The sequence below is a fragment of the Vibrio sp. 10N.247.310.17 genome (assembly GCF_041466605.1).
Lineage (GTDB): Bacteria > Pseudomonadota > Gammaproteobacteria > Enterobacterales > Vibrionaceae > Vibrio > Vibrio tasmaniensis_A.
Genome location: NZ_JBFSTC010000118.1, coordinates 1 through 13,444 on the forward strand (window position 1 = coordinate 1; position 13,444 = coordinate 13,444).

Annotated in this window: 11 protein-coding genes; 10 read left to right on the forward strand and 1 reads right to left on the reverse strand. The window is 43.8% G+C overall.

Annotated elements, in window-relative coordinates:
* Positions 1–743 precede the first annotated feature (743 nt).
* The 3 genes from AB6D80_RS22370 (at position 744) to grxB (ending at position 3,025) form a co-directional block, all read left to right on the forward strand.
* Entirely contained in the window at positions 744–1,724 is a 981-nt protein-coding gene (locus AB6D80_RS22370) for a Gfo/Idh/MocA family protein (protein WP_371703913.1), read from the forward strand.
* Between the two features lie 159 nt (positions 1,725–1,883).
* Positions 1,884–2,045 carry a hypothetical protein gene (locus tag AB6D80_RS22375; protein WP_009846296.1) on the forward strand — a complete coding sequence of 54 codons (162 nt, stop codon included), beginning with the start codon at positions 1,884–1,886 and terminating at the stop codon, positions 2,043–2,045.
* Positions 2,046–2,392: 347 nt separating this feature from the next.
* The gene (gene grxB / locus AB6D80_RS22380) at positions 2,393–3,025 is read left to right on the forward strand and encodes a glutaredoxin 2 (RefSeq protein WP_372189646.1); all 633 of its coding nucleotides are present in this window, start codon (positions 2,393–2,395) and stop codon (positions 3,023–3,025) included.
* A 131-nt stretch (positions 3,026–3,156) separates the two neighbouring features.
* On the opposite strand, the gene AB6D80_RS22385 is transcribed toward grxB, so the two are convergent.
* Complete coding sequence (locus tag AB6D80_RS22385) at positions 3,157–3,990, reverse strand: pyruvate, water dikinase regulatory protein (protein ID WP_371703910.1); 834 nt, start codon at positions 3,988–3,990, stop codon at positions 3,157–3,159.
* A gap of 178 nt (positions 3,991–4,168) precedes the next feature.
* On the opposite strand from AB6D80_RS22385, the gene ppsA reads away from it, so the two are divergent.
* From ppsA to AB6D80_RS22420, 7 genes are all read left to right on the forward strand, one after another.
* Positions 4,169–6,541: a phosphoenolpyruvate synthase gene (gene ppsA, locus AB6D80_RS22390; protein ID WP_371703908.1), complete on the forward strand. Its 2,373-nt coding sequence runs from the start codon at positions 4,169–4,171 to the stop codon at positions 6,539–6,541.
* Positions 6,542–6,743: 202 nt separating this feature from the next.
* The gene (locus AB6D80_RS22395; protein ID WP_017096987.1) at positions 6,744–8,081 is read left to right on the forward strand and encodes an MATE family efflux transporter; all 1,338 of its coding nucleotides are present in this window, start codon (positions 6,744–6,746) and stop codon (positions 8,079–8,081) included.
* Positions 8,082–8,570: 489 nt separating this feature from the next.
* Positions 8,571–9,236, forward strand: a complete 666-nt coding sequence (locus tag AB6D80_RS22400) for a transcriptional regulator (protein ID WP_371704084.1) — start codon at positions 8,571–8,573, stop codon at positions 9,234–9,236.
* A 24-nt stretch (positions 9,237–9,260) separates the two neighbouring features.
* On the forward strand, positions 9,261–9,644 hold the full coding sequence (locus tag AB6D80_RS22405) for a RidA family protein (RefSeq protein WP_017111552.1): 384 nt from the start codon (positions 9,261–9,263) through the stop codon (positions 9,642–9,644).
* A gap of 37 nt (positions 9,645–9,681) precedes the next feature.
* On the forward strand, positions 9,682–11,088 hold the full coding sequence (locus AB6D80_RS22410) for a cation:dicarboxylate symporter family transporter (RefSeq protein WP_102482066.1): 1,407 nt from the start codon (positions 9,682–9,684) through the stop codon (positions 11,086–11,088).
* A gap of 77 nt (positions 11,089–11,165) precedes the next feature.
* Positions 11,166–12,488 carry a CoA-disulfide reductase gene (locus tag AB6D80_RS22415; RefSeq protein ID WP_371704082.1) on the forward strand — a complete coding sequence of 441 codons (1,323 nt, stop codon included), beginning with the start codon at positions 11,166–11,168 and terminating at the stop codon, positions 12,486–12,488.
* 773 nt (positions 12,489–13,261) lie between these two features.
* Entirely contained in the window at positions 13,262–13,408 is a 147-nt protein-coding gene (locus tag AB6D80_RS22420) for a hypothetical protein (RefSeq protein ID WP_372189649.1), read from the forward strand.
* Positions 13,409–13,444 lie beyond the last annotated feature (36 nt).

Here is a 13,444-nt window from a genome sequence, read left to right on the forward strand (position 1 = left end):
TCGCCCAAACTGGTTAAATTTTAACAGTGACAACTATCCTGCCAGAGGGGGATATCTAGAGACTTAATATTTAAAAGTTGCTTTTGGCTGGATAAAAATCGTTCAGATTTACGTTCTAGCGCAATAATAAGAGATTTCACAGTAAAAAAACACCTATTGCTAATAATTTAACCCATAAGAAATTAATATAAATATCAACAAAAGTAACCCCCCTATTTCTCATAATTAGAACCAATCTAAAACAAATGTTGTTCATTATTCCAATTATGTTCAACTTCGTGACTCTGTAACGTAAATTGCTCCCAATCGATAACATTTATTGTCTTAAAATGTTATCAATTACTAAACAAAGTGATATTAAAACACCATAGGTTAATTGCGCGATTGCATATAAATACAATTGCACACCAATTCAGCTTGTATAATATTTCTTAAGAATTGACGAGAGGATATAATCAATAGATCTTCATTCTTTGGGTATTGAGTCTTTTATATTAAACACTTCCAATAAACCACCAATTGAGAGAATACAATCGGTCACTGAAACTAACCTGCACCTCCCACCTCAGAAACAACACAACAAAAGACTTTATTATGATGCTCTACAAAGCTCAGGTATAGACGAGTTAATATTAATATCAGGCTAAAGATCTTGGAGAATTGTTCCGCAAATCTCAGAAACAATGCTAGCCATTGAGTGCTACTATCTTCATAGAATTAATATACTAACTATTGGATACCTTATGATTAAGTTCGCTGTAATTGGAACCAATTGGATTACAAAGAAATTTGTTCAAGCTGCTCATGAGTCACAATCAATGCAGTTGGCTGCTGTTTATTCACGAAATCTGGCCAGCGCGGCACAGTTCGCCCAAGAATTTAACGTTGAAACGACGTATGACTCACTCGACGCATTGGCAAATGACAACACAGTTGAAGCCGTGTACATCGCTTCACCAAACTCACTGCACTGCGAGCAATCTATCTTGATGATGGAACACGGCAAGCATGTCATCTGTGAGAAGCCTGTCGCATCGAATATTGAAGAAGCAACACACATGTTTGAGGTCGCTCAGAAGAACGGTGTGGTGCTGTTTGAGGCGTATAAATCTCAGTATCTACCGAACTTTGAGCAAGTTCAACTCGGCTTAAAAAAGATAGGCAAAGTGCATAAAGCGCACATCAACTACTGTCAATATTCATCGCGTTACCAGAAATACCTAAACGGCGAGAACCCAAACACCTTCAACCCAGCTTTCTCTAATGGTTCATTAGTCGATATTGGCTTCTACTGCGTAGCCGCGACTGTTGCTCTGTTTGGTGAACCTGAGAATGCACAGGCTTCGGCAAAGCTACTTGACTCAGGTGTGGATGCGCATGGCTGTGCGATCTTCCAGTATCCAGAATTTGATGTAACCCTTGCGCACTCTAAAGTCAGCGACTCTTACGTACCAAGCGAGATCCAAGGCGAACAGGGATCGATCATCATCGATCACATTGCAGAATGCACCGACGTTAAGATTCGCTATCGTGATGGCACGGTAGAAAACCTTACTCAAGCACAAAGAGAAAACTCCATGAGTTACGAGGCCCAAGCCTTTGCAAACTGCATTGCTGGTGACAAAAGTACACAAGCTCAAGCCAAACTACGTGCTTTAACCGTTGCAAAGTTGATTACAGATATGCGTCAACAAGTTGGTGCCGTTTATCCCGCCGACAAATAACACCCCAAGCATGTTAACCAACTGATTTTTAAGAAATGCCGATTTATGCATAACTAAATTTAATCTTTACGACAAATAACCGGATTAGTTGATTGGGATACCATCTGTTTAAATCCGCGTTCGATATCTGTCGTATTTATTTTATTGAAGGTGTGTAAAGTGTTTTCAGTTGATGATCGCGTTGTTGCAACAAAAGGTGTTGAGCTAGGTGAAATGGTAGTAATTGGCCTAAGTGCTGGTGGTGGCTACGTTCATGTTACAACAGTAGAAGGCGCAATAATGACGCTTACTTACCCTGCAAAAGACCTTAAAAAAGCATAGTTAACCGCTCCGCTCTTTTAGTCGTCACTCTGCTAAAGGTAACAAAATTGAGGCTTTGGCTGACTTCATTCTTCTGCATTAGAGTGAGCAGCCAGAGCCTTTTTTGTGCCCGTGATTTACCCACCAGCTTCCCCACTAATTTACTCATTACCATAAAGTCCAATCCAACGGACAATAGAATTCAGTAAAGAGTATCTACACTAAATACTTATTGTCTGGTAGTGCATGCTGTTTATTAGTGCTAAGCGTTTACTGGAACTTGGCATTTATTGATGCTTAGTATTCGTAAGAGTTTCTGGTACATTAGCATTATCTTATACTTGTAATGACCATAAATGAGGGAAGCTATGAAGCTTTACATTTACGACCACTGCCCTTTCTGTGCAAGAGTTGCCTACATTGCTCAATCTCTCGGCTTGAACATCGAACTTGTTTCTGTGGATTATGATGATGCCCAAACCCTTATCGATCTGATCGGTAAAAAAATGGTGCCCGTCTTACAGAAAGACGATGGTTCTATTATGGCCGAAAGCCTAGACATCATTGCTTATTTCATGGATTTGAAATCAAATGATGAGCAACGTGAACCTTCAGAGCAGGCTACTCTTTTCCAAAGCCGATCTTTCCCTCTCACTCAACAGATCGGACGCCCACGGTGGTGGAACCTCGACTTGGCTGAATATCGTTCGGCTGGAGCAAAAGAAGCTTGGCGTGTTAGTAAAGAGACCGAAGGCTTTAATTTTGAAGAGCTCTTAGAAAAGACCCCACAATACGTTCAACTGATTAACCCATTGCTGAAAGATGCAGAGCTTCTATTGGAGCTAGAGAATGGTGAATCATCGCTACCTTTGATTGATCAAGCTCTTTATTTCTCAATGCTTCGCGGTTTCTGTGTCGAACCAAGTATCGAATGGCCACAAGCACTTGAACATTGGCTCGAAAAACAGAGCAAAACGCTTAGCATCATGCTGCTTCGCTAATTTGTTGAGTCGTTAATAGTTAACAGTTAACAGTTAATAGTTAATAGCTAACAACCAGCTAAAAGAAAAATCGAAGCTCCCCGAACCATTGTCCGTACGAGCTTCGATTTTTATGACTCAATTGTCTTTTTCTACAACAAGCGCCTTCTCAAACCTGTACGTTCCAAGATTCGTGTCGAAATCTCTTCAACAGACAGTGACGAGGTGTTGATGTATGGAATGGCTTCACGTCTGAACAAACCTTCTACCGTTTGCAGCTCATACAAACATTGAGAGTCACTCGCGTATTCGCTGCCTGCTAAGCGGTTCTCACGAATTTCAGTGAGCCTTTCTGCATCAATGGTTAAACCAAACAGCTTATGACGATATATCTCAAATTCCGGTAGCAACCTTAAGCGAGCAATATCATCATGGATAAACGGATAGTTTGCGACGCGTAAACCAAACTGCATTGCCATGTACAAGCTCGTTGGCGTTTTACCGCTGCGAGAGACTCCCAACAAGATAATGTCTGCCTCTTCCAAGCCTTTTAAAGTAATACCGTCGTCGTGCGCTAACGTGTATTCGATAGCAGCAATACGGTCGAAGTATTTGTCCGAGTCTTTATTGACGCTACGAGAACGCTGCAGCTTCGGCTTAGGCGCCATTTTCGTATCATCTTGCACTTTCTGCACGATACTTTCTAACACGTCATAACAATGCGCAGGCGCATCTAACAGCTTCAGTTTTATCTCCGGAATCACAATCGAGAAAAAGACTAAAGGTTCATGGCCTGTTGCTCGATATGAAATCTCGATCTCTTTCAATAAATCAGAAAGTTTGTCTTCACTTTCGACAAACGGGAAGGTTTTTTCATTAGCTTTGAATGGGAATTGACCTAGAACAACATGCCCTAAAGTCTCACATGTTATGGCCGTTCCATCAGAAACATAGAATACATCACGACTTTGGATATCAATTTGCATTTTTTATTTAATGTTTAAAATTATTTTGAGTAGGATGGGAACCATAATATATATAACGAAACCCTGCTGACAATTACGTCCCCCACAGCTTTAGAAAATAATTTACATTTTTTTAAACTGATACGTAATCGTTTGCCTTTAAATCCCTACAATGCTTGCTATGTTTCTGGAGAAATAAATGCAAAATAACACCCTATGGTTCAATGGCCTTTCCATGGAAGATGTCGACAAAGTCGGCGGTAAGAATGCTTCACTTGGCGAGATGGTTTCTAACCTAGCCAACGCTGGCGTATCAGTACCTAATGGTTTTGCTACCACATCTTATGCGTTTAACAACTTTCTTGACTACAAAGGTCTTGATGAGCGCATTCACCAACTCCTTGATGAACTTGATGTTGAAGACGTTGACGCACTGCGTAAGACAGGTGCAACAATTCGACAATGGGTTCTAGACGCACCCTTCCCAGAATCACTAGAGCAAGATATCCGTGATAACTACCGCGAACTGATTGAAGGCAACGAAGAATTGTCTGTTGCGGTTCGCTCATCGGCAACAGCTGAAGACCTTCCAGATGCTTCTTTTGCAGGCCAACAAGAAACCTTCCTTAACGTGAAAGGTATCGATGCGGTTATCGAAGCGACTAAACACGTGTTCGCTTCTCTGTTTAACGATCGCGCTATCTCTTACCGAGTACACCAAGGCTTTGATCACCGCGGCATTTCATTGTCTGCGGGCATCCAGCGTATGGTTCGCTCAGACAAAGCCTCTTCAGGTGTGATGTTCACGCTTGATACTGAATCAGGCTTCGACCAAGTGGTATTCATCACCTCTTCTTGGGGCTTAGGTGAAATGGTCGTGCAAGGCGCGGTGAACCCAGATGAGTTCTACGTTCACAAGCCAATGCTAGAAGCGGGTCACTACCCAGTGGTTAAAAAGACGTTTGGTTCTAAGTTGATCAAGATGATCTACTCAACCAACCAAGAGATCGGCAAGCAAGTTGATATCATCGACACAGATACTCAAGAGCGTAACGAGTTCTCACTGAACGATGAAGAGATCAAAGAATTAGCAAAACAAGCGATGATCATCGAGAAGCACTACCAACGTCCAATGGACATTGAGTGGGCAAAAGATGGCATCGACGGCAAGCTTTACATCGTTCAAGCTCGTCCTGAAACCGTATGTTCTCAAAGTGACCAAAATGTCATTGAGCGTTACGAGCTAAACACCAAAGCAGATGTCTTGGTGGAAGGACGTGCTATCGGTCAACGTATTGGCTCTGGCCCTGTTCGCTTGGTTGATTCACTAGACCAAATGTCACTGGTTCAAGAAGGCGACGTACTGGTAACAGACATGACAGACCCAGACTGGGAACCTGTGATGAAGAAAGCGTCTGCGATTGTGACTAACCGTGGTGGCCGTACTTGTCACGCAGCAATCATCGCTCGTGAGCTAGGTATTCCAGCAATCGTTGGCTGTGGTACAGCGACAAGCAGCCTGAATGATGGCGACACCGTAACAGTGTCATGTTCAGAAGGCGAAACAGGCTACGTTTACCAAGGCGAACTCGATTTCGAGATCAAACGTTCTGAGGTTGATGAGCTACCAATGCTGCCAACTAAAGTAATGATGAACGTTGGTAACCCAGACCGTGCCTTCGACTTCGCTCAAATCCCGAACGAAGGTGTTGGCCTTGCTCGTCTTGAATTCATCATCAACAAGATGATTGGTATTCACCCTAAAGCTCTGTTGAACTTCGATGAGCAAACGGATGAGATCAAAGCAGAAATCAACCAGCGTATTCGTGGCTACAAAGATCCTATCGATTTCTACGTAAGCAAGCTAACAGAAGGCATTGCGACCATCGCTTCTGCATTCTGGCCTAAGCGTGTGATCGTACGTATGTCTGACTTCAAGTCGAACGAATACAGCAACCTTGTTGGCGGTAAAACGTTTGAACCACATGAAGAGAACCCAATGCTGGGCTTCCGTGGCGCATCTCGTTACATATCTCCAGTATTTGAAGACTGTTTCGAGCTTGAAACTCAAGCGCTAAAACGTGTTCGTAACGAGATGGGACTGAAGAACGTTGAAATCATGATCCCATTCGTTCGTACTCCGAGCGAAGCAGCATCGGTTATCGATATTCTGGCTAAGTTTAACCTACGCCGTGGCGACCAAGGTCTGAAAGTCATCATGATGTGTGAGCTTCCATCGAATGCGATTTTGGCTGAGGAATTCTTGAAGTACTTCGATGGCTTCTCTATCGGTTCAAACGACATGACACAGCTGACACTTGGCCTAGACCGAGATTCAGGTGACGTTGCTCACTTATTCGACGAGCGTAACCCAGCAGTGAAAGCGATGCTGAAAATGGCTATCGATGCAGCAGCTAAAGCGGGTAAATACGTAGGCATTTGTGGCCAAGGCCCATCTGACCATGACGACCTAGCTGAATGGTTGATGGAACAAGGCATCAGCTCGGTTTCACTAAACCCAGATACGGTTATCGATACTTGGTTGAAGCTTGGTAACGTTGCGAACAAGTAACGCTTAGCGTCAACAAGTAGATATAGAGTCAACAAAGTCAGTCATTGCGACTGGCTTTTTTGTTCACCGAAAGCCAACAAAGATAACCTGCCTATCATAACAAGCATTGGTATCGCGCTGACCTTACGTTATCCTTTACACAATTCTTCATTGAGAGGTTTGTCATCACAACAAGCCTAACTTCAAGACCGATAAGAGTGTTATGAATTCTACTACCGCAACTCCCTCGCCTTCTCTTGGCCGACAACTCTATACAATGACATGGCCAATGCTATTTGGGGTACTTTCCCTAATGAGCTTCCAGCTTGTCGACAGTGCTTTTATTGGCCAACTGGGCGTACTGCCGCTCGCTGTTCAAGGTTTCACGCTTCCAATACAGATGATCATCATCGGTATTCAGGTCGGGTTAGGTATCGCGACAACCGCGGTAATCGCGAGAGCCATTGGCGCGAATGAAACGCGCTACGCTAAGCAGCTTGGTGGATTAGTGATTGCGATGGGCAGCGTGAGTGTCGCGTTTTTCTCCGTCATCATCTATCTGCTGCGAGGGCCAATTTTACAATTGTTGGATGCGCCACCGACGGTATTACCGATCATTGATTCTTATTGGATCTATTGGCTAGCCAGCTCTTGGACAGGTGCACTGCTCTACTTTTTCTACAGTGTGTGTCGTGCCAATGGTAATACCATGCTGCCCGGTTCAATGATGATCGCGACCAGTATCATCAACTTAATATTGGACCCGATTTTCATCTTTACGCTCGACATGGGCATCAATGGAGCCGCCATTGCGACCATCTTGGCGTTCGGTGCGGGTATCTTTATCGTTGCACCAAAGGTCACCAAGAAGCATTGGATGACCTTCGACTGGCACGACCTCGACATCAGCAAGAGTGTTCGCTCCATTGGTAACATCATGGGGCCTGCGATGATCAGTCAATTGCTGCCACCCGTTTCATCCATGTTTGCCACTAAGCTGCTTGCTGGCTATGGCACCGCTGCCGTTGCAGCTTGGGCATTGGGCTCACGTTTTGAATTCTTCTCGATTGTTGCTGTGCTAGCACTAACGATGTCGATGCCTCCGATGATTGGCCGCATGTTGGGAGAGAACAATCTCGAAAACATACGTAAGCTCGTTAAGATTGCGGTCATGTTTGTATTGGGTTTCCAGTTGGTGATCGCACTAGTGACTTGGTTATTCTCTGGCGGACTAGCAAACCTAATGACCAGTGAAAGCGAAGTCTCGACGATTTTAAACTATCACCTACTGATCGTACCTATTAGCTTAGGGCCATTAGGAATCTGTATGCTGATGGTTTCTGTCTCTAACGCATTAGGCAAGTCCTATACCGCCTTGACGATTTCAGCGCTGCGCCTGTTCGCCTTCTTCTTACCTAGCTTGTGGGTTGGCTCTCAGCTTGCGGGTATTGAAGGCCTATTCTGGGGCGCAATGACAGGTAATGTGCTTGCCGGCACCTGTGCATGGTTTATGTATCAGCGCGCGCTAAAACAAGTCGAGCTTAAACTGCCAAGCGAATAATCAAACAGAACACTCCAAAATAAAGCAGCAACTTCAGCTGCTTTTTTAGGATCTAAATCCTAGCTTGCATCCTATTAAAAAGCTGTTTTTTGTGAATTTAACTCTCTAATACAACCTCATTTTCAATTAACCACCTATCTTTACTCACCACCACATTCGCGAGTTAAATACCTGATTGCCATGCATTTACAATACCAATCAATCCAACTTTTTGCCTTTCCTTATAACTTGTCCTAGATCATCAAAGGGTTCAATAACGCAACCTTTGGTTTTAAATATGTAAACCTTGATGCGGTTTAAGAAATTAAACCTCATTTGGCTATCTTTAGTGATCTTGTTCAAATTCCGCTCGTGATATAGGTCTAAACCTTACGATTTGTTGATGTTTTGAACGTTCACTTCAGGTTTACAGAAGTTTACCGCATCTTGTGGGAATACCACCAAAGGAGTAGATTTCAGTCATTGAGTTCAAAAATGTAAACCGAAATCATGAATGTAAAACAAGTTCGATTCACCGATGAAGACAGAGAATGCTTAAGCAATTACTTCCGCTTAGCAGACACTATCGCCGATTTGATTGGTCCTTACTGCGAAGTGGTTATCCATTCATTTGAAAGCTTAGAAAACTCAGTCGTGAAGATCGTCAATGGTCATCATACGGGTCGTGATATTGGGTCACCAATCACCGATTTAGGTTTACGCATGTGGAGCACATTCGAGAAAACTGGCGAAGTTTCTCCGAAAAGCTATTTCACCAACGCAGCAGATGGTTCCCTACTTAAATCGACCACCTGTGTGCTTGCTGGTCCGAAGCAAAAACCTATCGGCATGCTGTGTATCAACATGAACTTGTCTTTCCCATTCCCAGAAATCGTCAAAACACTGATGCCGCAGTGCAATGTGCCGCAAGCCATTGTCAGCGAGACATTCAGCAACAATGCAAACGACGTGATTCAACAAGCATTGAGTTCAGCCATTAACGAGGTTGACCAAGACGAGTCGGTTTCTTCCAAAGGTCGCAATAAAGCCATCATTCGTTGTTTATTTGATAACGGAGTATTTGAGCTAAAAGAGACGACTACACAAGTATCAGAGCAACTTGGGATCAGCCGACAGGCGGTTTACAAGTTTATCCGTGAATTTAAATCAGAATAAAACCAATAATTTAGGAGTTACATCGTGAAACAGATCATTGCCACTGAACAAGCACCTGCAGCTATCGGCCCTTACTCACAAGGTACGTCTTACGGCGACATGGTTTATACATCAGGTCAATTACCTCTCGTTCCAGAAACCATGCAGTTTGTTGAGGGCGGCATCAAAGAGCAGGCTCGTCAGTCTCTAGAAAACTTAAAAGCTGTATTAGAAGCGAGTAATGCAGGACTGGACACAGTGCTTAAGACAACCTGCTTCCTATCAGACATGGAGAACTTCGTTGCCTTTAATGAAGTGTATACCGAGGTGTTTGGGACTGAGAATGCACCTGCTCGCTCTTGTGTTGAAGCAGCACGACTACCAAAAGACGCACTGGTTGAAGTTGAAGCCATCGCATACAAAAAATAACCGATTTAGGTATTAATGGGTATCATAGGAGATTCTCATGAGCGTTTCATTTATCGCATTAAGCGTACTGTTCTTTGGGTTCTACGCACTGCTGTCGAACTTCAAAAAGCAAAAGAAAAGTTTTAACTTCCGCGTACTGAGTGCGCTTGCTGCTGGCTTGTTGTTCGGTGGCGCAATTCAACTTGTTTTCGGTGTCGGCAACGTTGCGACATCTGGCTTTGCTGAACTGATTTCCGTATTCGGTAAAGGCTACATCAAACTTCTACAAATGATCGTTATCCCACTGGTATTCGTGGCGATGATCTCTTCGATCATGAACGTCGAAGGCGGTGGTGCGCTATCTCGAATCGCACCAAAAATCATCGGTATTCTACTTTTCACTTGTGCAATCTCAGCAGCCGTTGGTATCGCAAGTATTTACCTATTTGGTATCGATGCAAACGCGCTAGTAAGCACTATCGGCACAAACAGTGCGATTGAAGCTCGCGGTGATTCACTGGTAGCAACACAAGATGCAATGGCGAGCAGCGGTCTGTCTGGAATGGCTCTGTCTATCATTCCAACCAACATCTTCGACATGCTAACGGGTTCTCAGCGTACTTCTACGCTATCAACTGTACTGTTCGGCATGTTCCTTGGTTACTGCATCCTTCAAGTGAAAAACCGTAAGCCAGAGAAAGTGCAAAACTTCGTTGATTTCATCAATTCTGCAAAAGAAGTGGTTCTTTCAATGGTTCGTGAAATCCTGAAGCTAACGCCTTACGGTGTATTCGCTCTGATGACCACGTTCATGATGACCAACGACCTGTTCGCACTTGCAGAGATGGGCCGCTTCCTTCTAGCAAGCTACGTAGCAATTGGCGTTATGTTCGGCATCCACTTCGTCATGGTGTCAATGTTCGGTCTTTCTCCTGCTAAGTTCATGAAGAAAATCTGGCCAGTACTCGTGTTCGGTTTCGGGTCTCGTTCAAGCATGGCAGCTATCCCACTAAACGTTGAAACACAAACTCAACGTCTAGGTGTAGACGAAGAAACAGCAAACATGTCAGCGACATTCGGTACTAGTATCGGTCAAAACGGTTGTGCCGGTATCTACCCAGCAATGCTAGCAATCATGGCGGCACAGGTCATGGGCATGCCTGTAGACTTGAGCTTTATCCTACAACTGATAGCTGTTATCGCGATTGCTTCATTCGGTATCGCAGGTGTTGGTGGCGGTGCAACGTTCGCAGCAGTAGCGGTACTGACCATCATGGGTCTAGACATCACAGTAGTCGCGATTCTAGTGTCTATCGAAGCGCTAATTGACATGGCTCGTACTGCGCTGAACATCTCAGGCTCTATGTTGTCTGGTGTTCTTACAGCGAAGAAGAATGGATCATTGAATACTGAACAGTACGACGCTGACGTTACAGCGACAGTATCAAAAGAAGCAGCAGTATAATTCTCAAACTTAATTAAGAGCACTCCACGTGAGTGCTCTTCTGTTTTTCCTGAGTTCAGGTTATTTAGGTAGTAAATATGAAAGTTGTTGTTATAGGCGGTAGCGCCGCGGGTATGAGTTTCGCAGCAAAGTACAAACGTAATCAACCATCAGACGAAGTCATCGTTTTAGATAAGCGTAGCTACATCTCTTTCGGAGCCTGTGGCCTACCTTACTTTGCAGGCGGCATGTTTGATGACACCGAACGGATGATCTCCCGTACACCAGATCAAGCCATAAAATCAGGCTTAGATGTACGTGTAGAAACAGAAATGGTGTCATTCGACCGCACTGAAAAACAAATTACAGTACGTCACCAAAATGAAGAAAGCGTCATCGATTACGATATGTTGGTCATTGCAACAGGTGCGCGACCAATCGTTCCATCATTCGGTGAGTTCAATCCAAAGCACGTATACACACTAACAAGCATGGAAGACGGATTGGCGGTTAAAGAAGCGCTAAAGGATAGTAACAAGCAGCGTGTGTGTGTTATAGGGGCAGGCTTTATCGGCCTGGAAGTATTCGATGCAGCGCACGGCTTAGACAAACACGTGACGATCATCGAACGTGAACAACAAATCATGAGCCGTCAGTTCAGCCCAGAAATCATTGAAGTAGTCGAAGGTGCGATTCGCGAATCAGGTGCAGAGCTAAAAACAGGGTGCAGCGTATCTGCAATTCGCGATGCGGAGCAAGGCGGTTACATCGTAGAAACCGATAACGGCAATATAGAAGCGGATGTCGTTATCTTATCACTCGGTTTCAAACCAAACACGGAAGCATTCGAATTACCAAAAGCTCAAAATGGCGCGTTGTTGGTGAATGAATATGGTGCCACTGAAGACGCTTACATCCATGCTGTAGGCGACTGTGCCGTTGTCCATCATATGGCACTAGGCAAACCCGTTTATGTTCCTCTAGCAACCACAGCCAACAAACAAGCACGCATGATGGCAGACAAGCTAGCCGGAAAAGATACCTACATGTCGGGCTTCTTGGGGTCGTCTTGTTTGAAAGTACTCGATTACGAATTGGCGTGTACCGGCGTATCTGAACTTCTGGCGAAAGAACACAGCTTGGACGTCAAAGTATCAACGATTTCAGATAAGAACCAAACCGATTACTACCCAGGCCAAGAAGACATCAAGGTGAAGTTGGTTTATCACCCAGAAACTAAGGTCCTTTTAGGTGGTGAAATCGTAGGTAAGAAAGGAGCCGTTGGCCGCATCAATGCACTGGCCGTAGCGATCACAGCCAAGATGACTACTCAACAACTAGGCTACATGGATTTCTGTTATGCCCCACCTTTTTCACGTACTTGGGATGCTTTAAACGTGGCGGGTAACGTCGCTAAATAAGCGAGCTGATTGTACAAATTCTAAAGAGTATTCATTGAGACATCAAAGCAGAGCGATTACGCTCTGCTTTTTTAATGCCTTAACTCTACGAACCTTATAACTAGATAATATAACGACTTATCTAGTGTTTTTGAGCTCTCTTTTAGCAAATTCAAGATGTAAAAAAGCCCGCTGATTTCTCAGCGGGCTTTTCAATGGTGGTGGAGGGATAGGGATTTGAACGCTATACCCGCGAGATTAAAGTGCTTATTTTACAGTGGCTTATGGTTGCAATTCAAAAGTCGAATTTGCCATGTGCCTGATACAGATTAAACCAAAAAGGACTTAAAGATTCAACTATACCTCTAATACGAATTAGGCTGAATTCAAACCACCATGTAAATGGACGTTCACTTCTATACTAGCTATATCCAAACATCGTCCCTTTATCCGATTTTCCTAACTCGAAAACGGTTATGCAGCCCTTTGTTTGTTCGCCCCTCTGGAGGATCACTGAAGTTTGTGACTTACATTTCCAGTAAGCCAAATGAGATGGCAGCTCATTCTCACGCATAAATGAAAGCTGCACTATCGTCGGTCGTCCTAGACTTGTATACCGAGCTGATTCAATCTCCCTAAGTTTCGACGGCATAAACTGTAAACAATTAGCTCCTATAGCATTCTCTTACTTATGTTGTGGTTATAAAACGAAATACATGGCAATATGCTATGTATTTCTTATTGGTAACAAAATAATAAATGATCAGTGATAACTGATAAATTGAGGATCGCTCATGAAACTTCAGCTTGATTTGGCTAACTGTTATGGCATCAACCAACTATCTGAAGAGTTAGACTTTACAAAGTCAGCTACTAACGATGGCATTAATTCGCTCTATGCTCCAAACGGAACGTTAAAAACTCCCCCTCTGGCAGGATAGTTGTCACTGTTAAAATTTAACCAGTTTGGGCGATAA